The organism is Bartonella sp. OC16QHHD (assembly GCF_042194035.1).
Classification (GTDB): domain Bacteria; phylum Pseudomonadota; class Alphaproteobacteria; order Rhizobiales; family Rhizobiaceae; genus Bartonella.
Map to the genome: position 1 here is coordinate 1 of NZ_JBHIMJ010000084.1, position 18,625 is coordinate 18,625.

Consider the following 18,625-nt stretch of genomic DNA (forward strand, 5'->3'; position numbering starts at 1 on the left):
TAGGCTGCCTAGCTTATCCCTTGCCAATGGACATGATGGGCGTCTTTTACTCTATTGTTATGCTGGCTGCTCTTTTAGAGAAATCATACAAGCGCTCATTAGAATTGGCTTGCTTGGAAAACAAGCGTTTTTTGATAAAGCTTATGATCACGCTCCTTCTTTATCCAAACAGTTTTGTGCTGATTTCAAACGAGCAAAACAGAAAGCAGAGAGAGCAAAAGCAATTTGGCAACAAAGCCAACCTATTAAAAACACTTTAGCAGAAACCTATTTACGTATGCGGGGTATTACATGTGATTTGCCTCCTGATTTACGCTTTTACGACAAATGTCCACACCCCTCTGGGGTTACACTGCCCGCGTTGGTTGCTTTTGTTAAGGGCGCTGGCTCTTTCGCCATTTATAGAACCTTTTTAAAAGACAATGGCTGTAAAACAGATCAATCACCAGCCAAAGCTATGTTGGGATCTGTAACGGGGGGTGCTGTGCATTTAAGTCAAGGTAATCCAAAACATCTGGTCATTTGTGAGGGCATTGAAACCGGTCTGGCTCTTTTGTCTGGGTTGTTATCAGAGCCCGTTAATTTATGGGCGTCTCTTTCAACCAGTGGCATGATGCGTGTGAATTTACCCCATACAAAAGGACGTCTCACCATTGCAATGGACGGCGATGATGCGGGTCGTAAAGCAGGTTTTAACCTCGCTGCGCGTGCCTATAGACAAGGCCTTGAGGTTTTTATCATGCAAGCTCCAAAAGGAACCGATTTTAATAACGTATTACTTTCTGAAAAGAAGGAACTATGAAAGAGAGTCATTTACAAAACAACAATGAAAATACCCCCGTCAATGATAACGATAATGCTTGTTTACGGTTGGAAAAGATTTATTGTTGTTAGAAGGGAACGATCCGCTGGGACGCAGTTTGCAGGATTCTGGCCTGCTGCACACGAAACGCTGCGTGCCCAAGAGAGATTAATGCAAGCGTCAAAACAAAAAGCGATAGAAGTCTGGGCGCATTAGGCTGGCATGGAAGTCCCATGTCGCATGGGGCAGCTTTATGCTGCATCTGGCAGAGGCAAAGAGACTTTTTCTTTTAGTTATGACCAAACTTGGTTGAAGAGCGGGCATAGCCAGCTGTTTGATCCAGATTTGCAGCTTTATTCGGGGCTGCAATATACTCGGGAGGATCATGACAATTTTGGCCTTTAGGTACTGATAATTTTTTAATTAAAAGCAGTTGCTTTTAATTAATTTAGGTGGTACTGCGAAAGTAAGCAGATATCCTCGTCTATATAGTTTCATTGGGATTATGTTTTATCAAGGGTGATTCTGTGCTGGAAAATTTATAGCATGTTTAAATATAAGGGGGAGGCATGAGTCATAGTTTTGTCGATATCGTAAATAATCCTGCATATAATGAAAAATCGTTGGCGCTGGTAGTCGCAGGGACTGCTGAGATAGCGCGGAATGTCATAGATTCACTAATTAATGGTGGTTATTTCGTAGTTTTTACATGGTTCAGTAATGAAACCGCCGTTAGTGATATGAAGCATCGGTACCAAAGTGCTGTCTTGCCAGTTCGCTTGGATTTGACATCTGAGCAAGACGTCGTGCAGTTTTGTGCTGCCTTAGAAAATGTTAGAATTGAGATAGCTATCTACTGTGCTGGTTATAACCCAGCATGTTTGTGCGATGAGCTGGAACCCGAAAATATTAACGCCATCACTCGTCTTAACTATCTGTCAGCCGTGCTGATTTTTAATACGGTAGTCAAAACGATGAAGCAGTATAAAGAAAATGAGACCAAGCTGGTGTTTATCAGTTCGGTGTCCGCAAAAAAAATCAGAGTGGGTAACTCTTTATATGGCTCGACGAAGGCAGCTGTGGAAAGATATCTCTCCGGCATTGCATTGGAAATGGGCCGATTCAATATCAGAACGCTGTGCATAAGCCCTGGTTATATCAAGACAAAGATGCTTCAGGACTATTGTGCGAAAGAAGGAAGAAGTATTGCTAGCATAGAAAAAACCATCCCAATGAGGAAAATGTTGGCTGCCGAAGATGTTGCGAATGCTATCAATGCGTTTATTAACGGTAAAATTATTACTACAGGCGTTTCATTAACGATCGGGAATGGTGAGGGGATCATCTAATGTATATTACAAAAATTAGCCAGATTTTTAAAGATGTCATGTATCTTGATGAGTCAGAAGAGCTTGATCCGCACAAGTCGCTATTCTCTGATTACGGAATGACTTCGATTGATTATATTGATTTTGCCTTCGAGTTAAAAAAGCACTTCAAGGTTGATGTTAGCCCTGAAAGCCTTTGGCCGGTAAATAAATGGGCCACTACAGAAGCATTTTACTCATTTGATACCAAAGAGTGGACTAGCGAAGGTGTTGCTAAAATCAATGACCTGCTGGGGTTAAAAGAATATGAATCGATTGATAAGAAAATCCAGTTTAAAGAACTCTACTCCTATTTCACGCTGAATTATATCAACCAGCGTATATCAGTTTTAAAGCGCAACTAGCATGACGGAAAGGGTCTATATAAAAAACTATGGTGTGTATCAGCAATTCGCGCCTAATAGTGCAGCGCTGAGCCAGCTGCTCAGCACTGCGGATGACATTAATCCTTGTGATATGGACTATTACCACTTTTCGACACCGTCTATGATAGACAAGAAGCTGGTCAGCAGAGAAGACCGCTCAGTGCTAAATGATATGTCAAAAATGGTAATCAATGCGCTGATAGATTTTCAAAGTAAAGATTGCCTAGCGGAGCATGCAAAAGCTTTTCTATATACTGCATGCGATAGCGAAGACCGCAGCTTTGATTTGCTTTTTGAAATTTGCCGTAAATATAAGGACGATGGTTCAGTCTGGAAGCATATCCAGCAGTATAAGGAGATGAATAATCCTCTGAATACGTTGCGATTGTTGCCAACAAATGTGTTGTATCACATCTCAAAATTGTTACTTGATCATGAGGAAGGGATGCCGTTACGTGCCGCATCATTAAGTGGCCTAGTTGCATTGAAATTGGCTTATGCTGACATCGCTAATATAATTGCAAAAGAGCGAGCGATGGTTGTTAGTGCAGCAAATATGCTGAACTTCGATAGTCTGACTGTCTTTAAAAAATTCGGTGAAATTCGACAAAGTGATAAAGATATTTCTGGTATTATCCCGAGTTGGGGGGCAGCAGTGATGTCTTTAGACAATAACAGTTGCGATGCACTAGCTGAATTAATCTCTGTGACTATTCGTTATTGCCCTAAAGTCAGTTTTGAAGAACGGGACTGGGAAAGCCTGTTGAGTAAACAACGAACGCAACAGGGGGAACCTGATGTTATTGTTAGTTATAACAACGGTATTCGTATGCAACAAATAGCTGAATATTCAGCGCTAGAGAAATTTTTTCCAGGGATACCGGTTGTTAACTATAAATCTAAAACTGGGTACACTGGAAAACTCAATAACATACTGGATATTTTATGCTGTCTTAATGATCCTGCGATTCCCTCGGGGGCCCGAGTTATGCTGACTGGTGCGGCTATCAATTATGGTATCGGAAATATTTGGATAATTAAACACTAAGGGGAGCTTTACAATGAATACCCATTTTGATGCAGATACATTATGTATTAGTGCATATGGGGCTGTTACGCCATTAGGCAGCCACTTGGATGAAATTCACGCCTGCTTTATGCGTGAGAAAAGTGGTATACGGAAGATTAAAAAATTTGATCACCAGTATTTTCAAACTCATGAAGCTGGGATTCCTATAGAAGGTAATGAGTTGCTACGCTGGCCTAAAAAAAAATCCTTCAGAAACGGCGAGCTTTTTTATGCGGGCTTAGCAGCAAAGAGACTGCATGAACAACTGCATTTGCAGGGATATTATCCAGCAGAAGATATTGGCTGTATTGTAGGGATTGATGAATCGGCAATCGATATTGAAAAGTGTATCGGTTTTGCAGACAAGGTTCCCGCCGACGCGGATAAGCAATGCTTGGTCGATGTCGCGCTAGAACATTTTAAAATTGATGAGTTTTTTGATCTCGATACAACTGCGGTTCTAAAAACGATACATGAAATTATCCCGTTTGCGGGCCTGAGCTTTGCTCTTCTAGGCCTTTGTTCTGCATCAACGCAAAGTATCGGCCTCGCGATGCGAGCCATCCGCAATGGTGAAGTTAAAGCGGCGATTTGCGGCGGTGTTTCTGCGAAAGTCACCCCGCTGAATCTTGCGCGATTAGAAGAAATGGGAGTGATATCGACTGATCAAAACTACAGTGGACCACGGCGTTCGCGGCCTTTTGACCGGCATCGCAGCGGATTTGTTTTAGCGGAGGGCGCAGGTCTGTTCGTTATTGAAAAATTATCTAACGTACTGGCGCGGCAGCGTGAGCCGTTGGCCTATTTATTGGGTTACGGCGGTGCACTTTGCGCACAGCATATTGTAGCGCCGCATAAAGATGATCTCGAAATGCAACTGTCGATGGAACGAGCCATCGAACATGCGGGTATTGACCGTACCGCTATTGATTTTGTGAATACACATGGGACATCGACAGTACAAAATGATCAGCACGAAGCCAGCGCAATCAGAACGGTTTTTGGCGCGTACAACCCAGCGATTGTGGCAACAAAATCTTGGCACGGGCATCTGATTGCTGCTGCCGGTGCGATGGAAATTTTGTGTGTACTGGTTTCTTTTCGGAACAATGTTTTGCCTAAAATTTTGAATTGTGATGAAATCGATCCTCAATTGCCTGCTAGCATTGCGCTTGTGAGGGAGCATCAGTACCGACCGCTTAAATATGCATTGAAAAACTCATTTGGTATGGGTGGTAGCGCAAGCAGCTTGGTTTTAGGGAATCCACAATATCTGTAAGGGACACCTCATGCTAACAATATATTCCTTATTAGAAAGAAACTGGCAAGTGATTTATCATCACAGTCATTATTCGGCAGAGGATGTCAGCATGATGACAAAAGGGTGTGCAGATACCGTAGTTAGATATTTTCGTGATCGCCCGCAAGAGGAGCAAAATAAGCTGTTTGTTTTTGTGATTAGAAATAATTTCGAAGGTCTAATCAGCTATTTTGTTGCGTCTATGCTAAAATTGAAAGCTTGGATCGTCAGTATTCATGATTTAGACATTGTTGATATGCTGGTTGATGCCAATTGCATTGCGGCTGTTGTAATGAGCCATGAAGTTAGGAATATTAGTATCATCAGTCACCGGATTAATATCGCGTTTGATCACTGTTTTTCAACTGTGAACGAAAATCTGGCTGATTTTACAGCATATCCGTGCGCGCATTTCTATTTTTGTACCTCCGGAACAACCAGTAAGCCGAAGTTGATTCAATATCATGAAAATATTCTGATTGAGAATGCCATCGCGGTGAGCCAATCTCTTGGACTAAGTAATGAAGATTGCTCATTGTGTTATTTCCCGGTGCAGTATATGTATGGTCTCTCTACTATGCTATGTGCCTTCTTATCGGATAGCAAACTGGTATTTGAAAAATTTCAAATAAGTAATATTGTTGAACTCGTTTCGCACTATAGCATTACCAACTTGCCTTTAATCGGTGACTGGATGCTGGAAGTAAGCGACATTTTTACCAAAAGCCGAATCCATGTGCAAAATATCTTGAATGCATCCGATCGTTTGCTCACCGTACAAGCATCGGGCATCCTCTCATCATGCACGACGTTATGGAATAACTTCGGTCAGACCGAATCCGGACCGCGCTTGTTTCATAATAAGATCTGCTCGCTACGCGATATTGAAAGAACCAGTAAATATGGCGTTGTGGCACCGGGTAAGGTTCTGGTGAGTGATATAAAAATTGATTTGCGCCCCATTGATCGGGCGGATGCTTCTGATTCAGTGCGCCGTATGTTTTATAAAACGCCTTTCGCGTGTGATGGTTATGTTGATAGTTCCTTGCAATTAAAGCCGCGTGATGAATGGTTTGATTCCGGCGACCTGTTTGTTAAAGATGAATCCGAATGCTATTACTGGATAGCCAGAGCCGTTAATGAATTTAAACACAATGGTAAGTTTATCCCAGTTCAACTGATCTCAAATGACATTATTAAGTATGCCGGATGTTTAAGGCATTACTTTTCAAAAGCACAGAACGGCGATCTTTATCTCAACCTTGATATGTCGGCAAATAGTGAGCAGGTTAAAGTCGTTACTAAACTATTGACTGATAAATGGTATCAGTATGCATTTAAAGTAAATATCAGAAAAATTGCCACGACAAATACAGGGAAAATAAAATGTACCATGTAGATAAAGCTCATGATATGAGCAGAGTGTATGTTAATCGTCGTGCAAACAATTATCTGTGCATTGTGAGCCATTCTTTTTATACCTATTTTTTAGCTATTAATAGGCTTCATCGTTATTTGCCTGTATCGACGAGACGTACATCGAGAATGATATTGCACCGTGAAATGGCGAAGGTACTTTTTATCGATATATTTAAACGGATTTTGCCAGATGTAAAGATGTCACACAGTTCTGTAAGCCATGGACGGAGTAAAAGTATTATGTTGGTTAATAAAGATCCGCGGATTCGGTCTGTCGGGGTTGATATCGAATTTATTGAGAAAAAAAAACTACCGAGACCATTTATGCTAGATTACTGTAAAAAATGCGCGGACTTTCCAGCAGGGCAGGTGCTGGATAATCGTCTATGCACCACAATATTTAGCTGCATGGAGAGCTTGTATAAGGCATTATGCACCATCTCGGCGTGCATTTTTGATATAAATGATTATTTTTTAGTTGAACATGACAGGACGCGATGTGTTTTTCGGTACGTTGGGAATATATTTGCGTTTAAAGGGATGACGTTTATTTGTAACTGCTATTATCTTTGTCAATCTGTGATAACCGTTGTTTTGCTGGATGCATATTTGCAATCAATTATTTTAGATGACCTCTTATATGAGGACATAACCGTTTCTATACCCAGTTAGTTTTTAACGAGTTTATGGCAATGCCATAACTAGCTTCATTTAGAGGAATATGTGATGAATGATTTACTGGTGAATATCACCCCTGAGCACTATGAAAGGTATGCTACTGAAGGTACATCATCGTGGAATGCGTATTTGATGGAAAGAATTCTGGAAGAAGCATCTGGTGTTACTTCTGCGAAGAAAAAAATTCTCGATATTGGCATGGGAACTGGCCACATGCTTTTCAAACTTTACCGCTCCCAAAAACTCACAGACTATTCCTTTTACGGGGTTGATATCGATCCCCGTATGGTTCAGTTTTGTGTTAAAAAATGTACCGAGTTAAAATACCAGCATGCATTCAACATCATTGAAGCCAGTGTCAGCAATTTACCGTTTCCCGATAACTCCTTTTCAATGATTTATGCCCGTTCCGTAATTCATCACTGGGCTGAACCTAAAAAAGGATTACAGGAGTTGTGCTGTGTTTTAGATCGCGGCGGTCGTATTATCATCCACGACCCCCTGGCTGATTCAGAAGAAACAGCACTGGGTATTTTTAACCAATCACGTCGTGAATGCGGTGTGGCAGCTATGTCCACAGAAGAAAAATTTACATTAGCCGGTATCACCGATCTTTTATACGGCTGCGATCTTAGTGAGATGAGCTGGACAGTGACACGTGGAGAAGGTCTAGCAGCTCTGGGTTGTGCAATTTTCATTAAAAAGGTCTGAGTTATCATGGATTATTTCTGTGCTGAAATGTATGCAAAAATGCAACCACGTATAACGGCAATAACTGGCTGCCATGCACTCGATTACATTGCTTTCCGCGATTTGGTTAGGATAAGTACACGCGTTTATTCGATCACTGGTGATAGTGGTTCTTTGACTCAAGTGGACTCTGCGGGTGAACACTTACCGATGCTGATTAGTGCTACAAGTGGCATCACTGGGGCGATGAAAATGGCCAACGTTCGTTTAAAATTCTGTAAGGAAGGGATCAGCTCATCAGAGCGCAATTTAATTCGTAACCTGCGCGCGCGGCAGGTTTTTTCCCCAGGGGATGTTGTTGGCAACCTGTTTACGATTAATCTGTTTTCATCTTTACACTACTTGGCGTGTGAAATTTTAAAAAATTGCCGTGCACATGTTGTGCCGGTTGGCGATATTGCTCTGCTGCTGAAGAGTCATTTCGAGTTTCTGGCTGAAATACGGCTCTCGGTACTGTTTGGTGTGCCCAGCACCATCGTTCAGTTCGTTGAAGCCATGCTCAGCCTTGGGGTTCCACTGGCAATTAAAAAAGTGGTCTTTACTGGTGAATCGATGCTGAGCGTGCATGAAAACTATCTGCGCGAGATGCTGGGCGCCGATCTGCGGATAATTGGTTTATATGGTTTGTCGGAGTGCGGTTTCATTGGTATGTCCGCCGAAGGGCGGCTTAATCGGTACCTACTCTTCAGCGATGATTTCTTCTTTGAATATGAAGATAAGAGAGGACTGCTAGTGACATCGCTGGATCCCGATGCCTCGCGCAAACTTATCAGATACTCCGTGGGCGATATGGGCACATTATCCGTTGAAAATGGTGACCTCTATTTTGAAGGTATTAAACGCAATGCTGTTGATTTTAATTTCATGGGAAATTTGATTAGCCATGAAAAAATATTCAAAATTATTAATCGAAGGTTGCCCGATGTGATTGTTCAAATTGTATTGTCTTTATCCGCGGATAGACAAGAGATTATGGATATTAAAATCTGCCGCGAAGTATTTCACAACCTTGATTTGTCCGAACTAACTGAGGAAATCTATCATTTGCCGGATATTTATGAAGCCTATATGAAAAAGCGCGGGCGTATTAATCTCACCCTCGTCGAATATAGCGATTTGCTTTTCTCACCCAGAGGGAAATGCCTGCTAGTTTATGACGCAAGGGAGTCCTGTAATGCAACTTGATAATTTGTGTAATGAAATTGTATCAGGCAATTCGCATACGATAAATGTCAACATCAGGTTTTATAGCGTGTCACCGGAGCAGCAGGAGTAAATCATGTCAGATGATGTTATTGATAATTATGGTTTAGATAATAACGCATTGTTTATTCGTGGATGTAATTTGATTGATATTGCCGATGAAAACCGTTATTTGCAGAACGCATGGTTTGTACTGACCGGCAACCTTCTTAATGAAGAACAGATGGATCGGCTGATTCAGAATGCTAACGCCGAACTGCAAAAGACGAACCCTACAGCCAAACTGCAGGCGATGCATCAACTGATCAATGTATTGCCATCTTTGAGTTTAACGCAGCGATTTATGATGTTATTATCGCAAGTTGAGGTTTCTGCGGCTCAGGGTAAGGTCATGGCTCCCGTAAGCGACGGTGGTTGTCTTAAAATTATCTTGCTGATGCCGTGGATTATTGCATTGGCGTGCTCTTCCCAACAGTTTTCCGATTTGCCGGCGATCGAAAATTGCAATACCTTGGAGCTTGCTTTTTGGTTAGTATTAACTAGCAAGGAAGCTTCTTCCGACTGGGATATTAATGTGCTTTGCGGGTGCATGTCTCTACTGCTGGGCGGGTTTGGTACTGTGACACCCACAACCACCATGGTAAGATTTATTATCAGTACCAAGAGCGACGTCATTTCTGCACTAATCGGTGGGTTTAGTGCCATTGGCTCCGTGCATATGGGAGCCTGCAAATATGCTATCATGCGACTTTCTGGTGTCCTCCATGAGATTGAAGCCGGGAATCTTAAGGCGGCGGTAACGCATTATTGCAAAGACAAACCCTGGCCAAGGTTTGGTCATCCGATTATGCAATGGGATGTCCGGGTTGATTTCTTTTTTTCACGCTTTCAGGTGCCTATGTGCCCCTTCAGTTCGCTTGTGCGATCTATTTCGGACAATACAGGACTGCAACCCAATGTCGATTTTCTAATTGCAAGCATCATGAGCAAACATCGGGCTTCTCCTGAGCTGGGATTGTTGGCTTTTTTCGTTTGTCGTATGCCTATACTTCTCGCGCACTATCAAGCGCGGTTTAGCACTCATTCCTTCAGTTTATCATCAAAGGATTTAAGAGAAAAATATAAAAAGGTCTCCCAATTATGGCTATAAAGCATCACACCGAGCCAAATTTCTTGGGTATATGTCAGAGTATCACCTTAATCACACCGATGCGTGCTTACGGGCAAATCGATATTTCTCACTGGGAGTTAGCCCATAACTATTTGAAACAGGGCTTGTTACTCGAAGCCTTGCATCAGTTTTCAGTTCGATTCGCCACCATGGTGGCTAAAAACTCGGATCTCACTTATCGCTATCTCCCTGTTATGGTTGAACAGTTTTTCTCTACCACCCATTTTGATAGCGATCGGTTATGCGTTGAAGGACATATTGAACGCATTAATGAGGCCTATCGTATTCACTGTAAGGCTAGCACATATGACAATGGAAAGGCCGTTATTGCGCAGGCAATCATCATGGTCAGTAAGGTCTGCTTCTTTAGCTCGTGTTCTGAGAAAGCCGCTCTTCCATTACTAGGCGATTTATGTAAGATTTCTTCCGTAACCGGAGATTCTTGTACTTTTTCCTTTAATGCGCATCACCCGCTTTTTGAGGAACATTTCCCCTCCCACGCCGTATGTCCTGGTTCACTATTGATTGAGATGGTTCTGGCTTTGGCCACGCAGGGTAGGGCGAAAAATATCGCATCTGTTGCGCTGAAAAAAGTAAAGTTCATTGAAGCAGTTTATCCGGGAGATACCTATCAGTTGACCATTAAACAGGATACAGAGTGTGAACTGGGTGGCGTTTTTTATATTCATACGGAAACTAAAAAACGAAGCACTTGCGGTAAGTTTTCTATCAAATATAAAAAGGAGGATGCGCCATGTTTAACATAATAATCTCTTTTATTCCGTGGAGTATTTACTCCTGGGTTATCAATGGAAACTTTTTAACTCTGGTCGAACGCTCTCTCATCTTAACTGTGATTTTATTGTTCATTATTGCTGTGAATATTAAAATTGTCCGGCAGGGAGAACCCGTGATGATTACTAACATTCTGACAGTTATTGTCCTGTTTGTTAATTATTTCGCTGGATGGTTTACACTTTTACTGAACTACCCCACAGTTTTTTGCTATCTGTCACTTGCTCTGGTTTCATTGATTAGCTTGCTGGTAAAGAAACCCTTTACCATTTTTTATGCCAGTGCTGGTGTTTCTGAAGAAAAACGCAAACATATCCTATTTTATCTCATCAATAAATATATTACATGGATTTGGGTAATCATCTTTTTTGCCAATGGTCTTCTAGTGGCTTTTTTTACATGGACCCCCCAGATTTGGTTAATCACTATGGGTTTAATTTGTACTGGTATTCTTTTTTCTAAATATCTTCCTAACATCATGCAATATTTTTATCGCATCAAACATCATGGAGCATAATATGTCATTGTTTAACATTCTGACCGGAACCCCTTTATGGGCTTGGATTTTGCTTATTTTTCTCATTGCGAGGGGAATAATCGCATTGAAAGATAGGGAAACGAAGGTTTACCGCCTTTTTCTCTTGCCGTTAGTCTTTCTTTTTTTGGGCGCAAGCGATGTGATTAACCAGCTGGCTTTCCCACGCTGGGGAGCAATCGCAATGTTGGCAGGGCTGATGATCGGCTTTGGCGTTGGCTGGTTGCTCTGGCGTGCTACTGCGCGTTTAAAAATCAAAGAGGGAACGGATTTCATTATTCTGCCTGGTACGCCGTTGACGCTGACATTTATTCTTATCGCTTTTGTCATCAAATTCACATTGATTGTTTTTCTCAAGGTTGTACCTGATTTGAAATATGCATTTGATTTTAACCTTCTTTTTGGTCTTTTAAGTGGGTTTACTGGTGGTGTGTTGTGGGGCGGCACATTAAATTTATATATAGCATTTCGAAAGAATCCAAATTAATCCCTATACCATTAGCTGTGGGTGCTTCCCATTAGAACTATCTCAATAGAAGCTTATTCCTAACAACAACGCTGCATACAAATGCAGCGTTGCCTCGTAGTTTCAGATTTTTTTATCCCAGCGCGTGAAGAGGTGAGGGAAGTGATATATCTGACTATGCCCCTTGGGGGAAGAGCGAGCCTAAAGGTTTAGAATGCTATGAGTTTGAGCTAGCTGGACTTTGAGCAGATGGTTTATCGCTCATGGGAAATCATTTTGTTTTACGATTCAAAAAGAGGATAGTGATGGTCTCATTGGCGTAGGTGGGCAAGAAAACTGTTAGCTTGGCAATGCGTCAACAATTTGTAGAACTATGTTGTGGGACCCCTACGCAAAGCCGTTGCTATGATGGCATGATGCTTTTGTCAAGCATTATGATATGGGGAGGAACCGGTGTTTAAGGGTGCAACTGCGGTCACTATACGATCCAGTAGCATTACGTTTTTACGTTTGAGTATTTAGGAGCGGTAGACTCTGTACAGGCTATGCGTGCAATATGTGAAGCACGCTTGTGGGAATCAGTGTGCCATTATTGCGTTGTGCATGCAACCCTCTAGCTAGTACTTCATTGGTAAGGTTGTTTTTTGAAGCTGATTAATTATCTGGGTGTTTTTTAAGAGAACGCTAGCACTGATGTATCGCGTGCCGTACCAAGAAATCTTCCAAAAAAAAATTATTAAAAATACTAAAAATATATGTGCAAGATGAACAAATGCTTGCTGAGGATATTGTATCAACGACTGTAGCTGCTTAAGGGCACATAATCTTGGGGGGCATAATGTTGTACAAAAAATCATGAAGTCCAAAAAACTCGTAAAGGTGCATTGCACTTCTCCTTTGAGAATTTGGCATCTCCTCTTAGCTTAATACGTTCTCATTATGATATAAACCCCTTGGTTCTCCTGAACACCCTCTTGTGATGCGTTTTTCTGCTGATGCTCAAGAGATCTTTCGTGAATGGATGCAAAAGATTTTTAAAGAAGCCAAAGAGAATAACCTTTCTGAAAGCTTACAAGCGCATCTTTTGAAAATGCCTAAGACCATAGTAAGTCTTGCATTGATTTTTGAATTAACCGAAGGGGGGCGTTTTGAAATCAATAAAGATGCCCTTCAAACAGCCTTGCGATGGGAAAAATATTTGTTAAGTCATGTCAAAAGGCTCTATGCGGCGGCGGATAGCTTAGCAACAGAGGGGGCAAAATTGATTGTCGAGCGCTGTGATCATTTACCCGATGTTTTTACTTTACGTGATATTCATCAAAGAAGTTGGATCAGTTTAACAGATAATAGAGCCGTTAAGCAAGCTTTAGAGCTCTTATGTCGTTCCAATCATATTCGTCAAATAGCAAGTGAAAATAGCTCACAAGGTGGTCGCCCTACCATACGTTATGAATGGCACCCTTTCGTTAAAAACAACAGCATCAAACAATGAAGCCATTGTAATCTTTTGTTATTCTTAAAACCTTCAAAGATCTTATCGTACCAACAGAGGGTTTACAAAGTATCTTTGAGGGTTTTTGTTTTATAATTTTTTAAAGAAGAAACATACAGAGGTCCTTTTAAATCTTGTGTCAAAGATATCCAAAACACAACCTCTATAGGTTTTGACGGGGTTTTGAGTTTTGAGGGTTGCCCCTTTTAGATAAAAAAACGATAAAAAGTAAAAACGTTATTTTTCAATAGGTTAAGATTTTACAGATCTTAAAAAAACAACTCATATTGATAACACAACCTATAAATTCAACTAATAATATACGTTTTGAAGGGGTTTTGACGGTTTTTACACCTTCAAAATATCACTATAAAATGTTTCATAAAATTTATCAAAATACTCATTATGATATATTAAAGCCCATAGTACATTTATCTTGATTAACCCGTGAAATGAATAGCAAATTTCACTACTTTGCTGATCTTATCCCATGTCATAGGCTGTGGATAAATAACCTTTAAAAATCCCTTTTGAAAAAAAATTCTGGTTTTGCAAGAATTTCACCTCAGCTGACACTCGCTATTTATTCCAAATGGATTTAATTAGCTTCATTTTGATTCTTTTGAAGAGAATCAATCTGTAGAATATATTGTCATAGAGTTTAGTCTTTATGTCTCACCCTCTTTATTCTGATAATAAACATGTTTCTTTACGCTCTCTCTTACAAGCCTATCGTGATCAAGCGATATCAGAGCAAGATAAGCAAGCCGCTTTTGAAAAGTTTGTCATTGCCTATTTGACGCAAGACCCGCTTCAAAAGCAAGAATACGAAAAGGTTCAAACTTATAGAGAGGTTGCTGACGAAAAGGGCTGGAAAGGAAGCGATACAGACACCGATATTGATTTGGTAGCTAAAATTCGTGATCAAGACGATTACGTCGCTATTCGTTGTCAATTTTATGAGACCAATCATCAGATTACCCAAGACGATATTGAAAGCTTTATCGCTATTTCTGGTAAAAAGAGATTTAAATACCGTCTTCTCATTGATAGTACGGAAAAAGACTTAAGCGAAAATGCCCATACCATGATTGAAGGGCAAGCGGTTCCGGTTTATCGGATTAATCTCTTTGATATGGAAAATAGTCAAATTGATTGGGGGATCTTTGATAAGACCGGCAACATTGTCCTTTACGAGCAAAAGAAGAAGAAGCTTTTAGATCATCAGAAAGAAGCGCTTAAAGCAGTTTGTGAGGGTTTAAAAGAAGCAGACCGTGGCAAGCTCATTATGGCATGTGGAACGGGGGAAACTTTCACCAGTTTGAAGATAGCAGAAACCATAGCAGGTCAAGGCAAGCATGTATTGTTTCTAGTGCCCTCTCTTGCCTTGATGTCACAAAGCATTCGTGAATGGACCGCTGATGCACAAGTGCCCTTGCGTTGCTTTGCCGTGTGTTCGGATAAGCAAATCGGCAAGCGGCGTAAAAACAAAGAGGATGATGGGGAAATATCGGCATCTGATTTAGCCCTCCCTGCTACCACAGATGCCTCTAGGCTTGTCGAGAAAGTAGGAAACTCTTCTCCCCATGCGATGAGTGTTATTTTTGCTACCTATCAATCAATACAAGTCATTGTTGATGCGCAAAAGGATCATGGTTTAGCAGCCTTTGATTTGATTATTTGTGATGAGGCGCATAGAACAACGGGGGCTTCATTAGGAACTGACGACAATGAATCTGATTTTATCAAGGTTCATGATAACACTCTTATTCGAGGCAAGAAACGTTTGTACATGACAGCAACGCCTCGTATCTTTAGTGACCATGCCAAAAGGCGTGCTGATGAGGTTGAGGCTGTTTTAGCCTCTATGGATAATGAAGCCATTTATGGAAAAGCGCTTTATACCTACAGTTTTACCGATGCGGTCAAGAATGAACTGTTAACCCCTTATAAGATTATTGTTTTGGGTGTTGATGAGGGGGAAATCAGTAAAACCATGGAGATCCCTACCACAAGCAAAGATTATGAACTTACTTTAGATTATAAAACAAAAATTGTTGGCTGTTATCAAGCTTTAACCAAACTGGATCTGAAAGCCGATCTTGGAGATGATACGGCTCCTATGCGGCGGGCTTTGGCTTTTTGTAAAGATATCAAGACCTCTAAACAGATCCGTGATACCTTCCAAGGAAAAGGGGTTAAGCGGATTTTCAATAGACTTTATAAAAATTATCCTGATACGCCTCCTCTGATCTGTGAAGTTGATCATATTGATGGGAAGGATGGCGCCAAAGAACGGTCAAGAAAACTGGATTGGTTGGAAGAAAATGTGGGGGAAAATCACTGTCGTGTGCTCACCAATGTACGCTGTTTGTCTGAGGGTGTCGATGTGCCTACGTTGGATGCGGTGATGTTTTTACACCCGCGTAAAAGCCAAGTGGATGTCATACAGGCGGTAGGACGTGTGATGCGGCGCGCTCCGGGCAAAAAAAGAGGCTATATCATTTTACCCGTTGGAGTGCCTGCTGGAATTGACCCCGAAAAAGCTTTAAAGAACAATACGAAATACAGTGTTGTTTGGCAAGTTCTCGATGCGCTGCTTTCTCATGATGAGAATTTTAGCAAAACGCTCAATCAGATGAATTTAGGGCAAGATGTCAGCCCTATCTTAGAGATTGTAACAGTTTCTCAAAATATGGATTTAGAGAATGTCACTACGGTTGTTGATGACCTGCCCCTGCAAGCAAAAACAGAGCATGCAAGTGCAAGCAATGTATCTCCAATCCGTAAATCGCTTTCCACTCATAACGGACAAACAAGCTTCAATTTTGTAGCAGCATTTCCTAATGCACTTAAAACGGTTCTAGTTAAAAGATCGACCCTTTCTGATTATTGGGGCATATGGGCGAACAATGTTGCTGAGATTGCTCAAAATCATATCAATCATCTTAAAGATATTCTTTCTGATGAGAAAGGCAAAGCGCGGTGTGCTTTTGATGCGTTTCATAAGGAATTAAAGAGCAATTTAAACGACAGTATTACGCAAGAGGAAGCCCTTGAGATGTTAGGACAACATCTTGTGACGCGTCCCGTGTTTGAAGCTTTGTTTGAGGGCAATGAATTTGTCCAGAACAATAGCCATCTCACAAGCCATGGAAAGGATTTTAGCTGAGTTGGATAAAACCGATATCAAGCAAGAGTCTTTGGAATTACAAGGGTTTTATAATAGTGTAAAATTCCGCGCCTCTGGGATTACCGAACCCCAAGCAAGACAGAACCTTATTATCAAACTCTACGAGGATTTCTTTTCCAAGGCATTTAAAAAGACAACAGATAGGCTTGGGATTGTTTATACGCCCGTTGAGGTTGTTGATTTTATCATTCATTCTGTTGATGATGTGTTGCGGAATGAGTTTGGAAAAAGTCTAGGATCACGAGGTGTCTCCATTCTCGACCCTTTCACTGGAACTGGAACCTTTATCACACGGCTTTTACAATCAGATCTCATCAAACCAGAGGATATGGAATATAAGTTCCGTCATGATATCCATGCCAATGAGATTGTTTTGCTTGCCTATTACATAGCAGCGATTAACATTGAATCGACTTATCATAGTATCATGAAAGGTGAATATATTCCCTTTAAGCATATTGGTTTGACCGATACATTTCGCATGCTTGAAGAGAAAAGCCTTCTGCAAAAATTATTCAAAGAAAACAGTGAATATTTAGAACTTCAAAAGAAACTAAATATCAAAGTTATCTTTGGTAACCCTCCTTATTTTATAGGACAAAAGAGTGAAAACGATAATGCGAAAAATACTCCTTATCCGATTTTAGATAAACGGATCAGTGAAACTTATGCGGCTCAATCGAAAGCAAGTCTTATACGAGGTCTGTATGACAGCTATATACGTGCCATTCGCTGGGCTAGTGACCGTATAAAAGACCGTGGTGTTATTGGTTTTGTTACAAATGCCGGTTTTATTAATGGAAGTTCTATGGATGGGTTACGAAAATGCCTCGTTGAAGAATTTAGCAGCCTTTATATTTTCCATTTACGAGGAAATGCGCGGACTTCTGGAGAACAACGTAAGAAAGAAAGTGGTGGAATTTTTGGTGAAGGTTCTCGTGCTCCTATTGCTATCTCTATTCTCGTAAAAAATCCAAATGCACAACTGCATGGTAAGATATATTTTCGGGATATTGGAGACTATCTCAATAGAGAAGAAAAGCTCACGATAATTGAAGAATTTAAGAGTATTGATGGCATTACACGAAGTAAACAAGGTTGGAAAATAATTACACCGGATAAGCATGGGGATTGGCTTAGTCAACGTGATGACAGTTTCAAATCATTTTTAGCTATAGGTGATAAAGGTGATAAAAAAGGTCATGGTAAAAAAATTTTTGAAAATTTTTCTTGTGGAATTATCACTAGCCGTGATGCATGGGCATATAATGCAAGCCGTGAAGCTTTAGCAAAAAATATGAATAACATGATTGCATTCTACAATAGTGAAGTGGAACGTTTTAATGATACTTATGTACATGCTGATCATAAAGCACGTACAAGGGCTGTAAATGATTTTATCAATACGAATGCCAAAAAAATCAGTTGGAGTCATAATGTTAAACAAGAATTGGTAAGAGAAACAATCTTTGAACTTGAAGAAAAATGCTTCACACAAAGCCTTTACCGTCCTTTTACACGACAGTGGTTTTATTATAATCGCGTTTTCAATGAAAGAGTTTATCAAATGCCGCGGATATTTCCTATAGGGCAAGCGGTTGAAAATAGAGTGATACAAATTACAGGTATAGGAGCAAATAAAGATTTTTCTGTTATTATGATTAAGACAGTATCTGATTTTCATGTAATAGAAAATGGACAATGTTTTCCACGCTATATTTATGAAGACACTACGGTTTCAAAAAGTAAAAGTGAGAAACAATCCCATTTATTTACAAACTCTATAGAGGAAAACAAAACAACTGGTTTACAGAAGCGTGATGCTATTACTGATGAAGGTCTAGACCATTTTAAAGCTGCTTATCCTAATGAAACCATAACAAAAGATGATCTATTCTATTATGTTTACGGTCTTTTGCATTCGGAAGATTATCGTGCTCGTTATGCTGATAACCTCTCTAAAGAATTGCCTCGCATCCCTTGTGTAAAAAGCGCTGAA

Annotated in this window: 15 protein-coding genes and 1 pseudogene; all 16 read left to right on the top strand. The window is 40.6% G+C overall.

The window, feature by feature from the left end:
* Window positions 1–802, top strand: an 802-nt coding sequence (locus ACFIK1_RS08680) for a toprim domain-containing protein (RefSeq protein ID WP_375662596.1), incomplete at its 5' end; no start/stop codon positions are given.
* Between the two features lie 42 nt (window positions 803–844).
* The gene (locus tag ACFIK1_RS08685; protein WP_375647723.1) at window positions 845–1,018 is read left to right on the top strand and encodes a hypothetical protein; all 174 of its coding nucleotides are present in this window, start codon (window positions 845–847) and stop codon (window positions 1,016–1,018) included.
* Between the two features lie 353 nt (window positions 1,019–1,371).
* Window positions 1,372–2,151 carry an SDR family oxidoreductase gene (locus ACFIK1_RS08690; RefSeq protein WP_375641082.1) on the top strand — a complete coding sequence of 260 codons (780 nt, stop codon included), beginning with the start codon at window positions 1,372–1,374 and terminating at the stop codon, window positions 2,149–2,151.
* Window positions 2,151–2,534 (top strand): acyl carrier protein, encoded by a 384-nt coding sequence (locus tag ACFIK1_RS08695; protein ID WP_375621709.1) that lies wholly within the window; start codon window positions 2,151–2,153, stop codon window positions 2,532–2,534. The genes ACFIK1_RS08690 and ACFIK1_RS08695 overlap by 1 nt, the downstream gene beginning before the upstream one ends.
* A gap of 1 nt (window position 2,535) precedes the next feature.
* Window positions 2,536–3,603, top strand: a complete 1,068-nt coding sequence (locus tag ACFIK1_RS08700; protein WP_375641081.1) for a hypothetical protein — start codon at window positions 2,536–2,538, stop codon at window positions 3,601–3,603.
* Between the two features lie 13 nt (window positions 3,604–3,616).
* Window positions 3,617–4,903: a beta-ketoacyl-[acyl-carrier-protein] synthase family protein gene (locus tag ACFIK1_RS08705; protein ID WP_375662597.1), complete on the top strand. Its 1,287-nt coding sequence runs from the start codon at window positions 3,617–3,619 to the stop codon at window positions 4,901–4,903.
* Window positions 4,904–4,913: 10 nt separating this feature from the next.
* A complete protein-coding gene (locus ACFIK1_RS08710) occupies window positions 4,914–6,323 on the top strand; it encodes an AMP-binding protein (protein ID WP_375662598.1) in 1,410 nt (469 codons plus the stop codon).
* 746 nt (window positions 6,324–7,069) lie between these two features.
* Complete coding sequence (locus ACFIK1_RS08715) at window positions 7,070–7,732, top strand: class I SAM-dependent methyltransferase (protein ID WP_375647749.1); 663 nt, start codon at window positions 7,070–7,072, stop codon at window positions 7,730–7,732.
* A gap of 6 nt (window positions 7,733–7,738) precedes the next feature.
* Entirely contained in the window at window positions 7,739–8,956 is a 1,218-nt protein-coding gene (locus ACFIK1_RS08720; RefSeq protein WP_375662599.1) for a hypothetical protein, read from the top strand.
* Between the two features lie 94 nt (window positions 8,957–9,050).
* Window positions 9,051–10,124 (top strand): citrate/2-methylcitrate synthase, encoded by a 1,074-nt coding sequence (locus tag ACFIK1_RS08725; RefSeq protein WP_375641076.1) that lies wholly within the window; start codon window positions 9,051–9,053, stop codon window positions 10,122–10,124.
* On the top strand, window positions 10,115–10,912 hold the full coding sequence (locus ACFIK1_RS08730) for a beta-hydroxyacyl-ACP dehydratase (protein ID WP_375662600.1): 798 nt from the start codon (window positions 10,115–10,117) through the stop codon (window positions 10,910–10,912). Before ACFIK1_RS08725 ends, ACFIK1_RS08730 begins: the two co-directional genes overlap by 10 nt.
* A complete protein-coding gene (locus ACFIK1_RS08735) occupies window positions 10,900–11,457 on the top strand; it encodes a hypothetical protein (protein WP_375662601.1) in 558 nt (185 codons plus the stop codon). Before ACFIK1_RS08730 ends, ACFIK1_RS08735 begins: the two co-directional genes overlap by 13 nt.
* A 1-nt stretch (window position 11,458) precedes the next feature.
* Window positions 11,459–11,962: a DUF6622 family protein gene (locus ACFIK1_RS08740; protein WP_074380593.1), complete on the top strand. Its 504-nt coding sequence runs from the start codon at window positions 11,459–11,461 to the stop codon at window positions 11,960–11,962.
* A 302-nt stretch (window positions 11,963–12,264) separates the two neighbouring features.
* Window positions 12,265–12,402: a hypothetical protein gene (locus ACFIK1_RS08745; RefSeq protein ID WP_155915008.1), complete on the top strand. Its 138-nt coding sequence runs from the start codon at window positions 12,265–12,267 to the stop codon at window positions 12,400–12,402.
* A gap of 518 nt (window positions 12,403–12,920) precedes the next feature.
* The gene (locus ACFIK1_RS08750) at window positions 12,921–13,433 is read left to right on the top strand and encodes a DUF3987 domain-containing protein (RefSeq protein WP_375662602.1); all 513 of its coding nucleotides are present in this window, start codon (window positions 12,921–12,923) and stop codon (window positions 13,431–13,433) included.
* A gap of 670 nt (window positions 13,434–14,103) precedes the next feature.
* Window positions 14,104–18,625 (top strand): annotated as a pseudogene (locus ACFIK1_RS08755) (DEAD/DEAH box helicase); the annotation flags it as partial.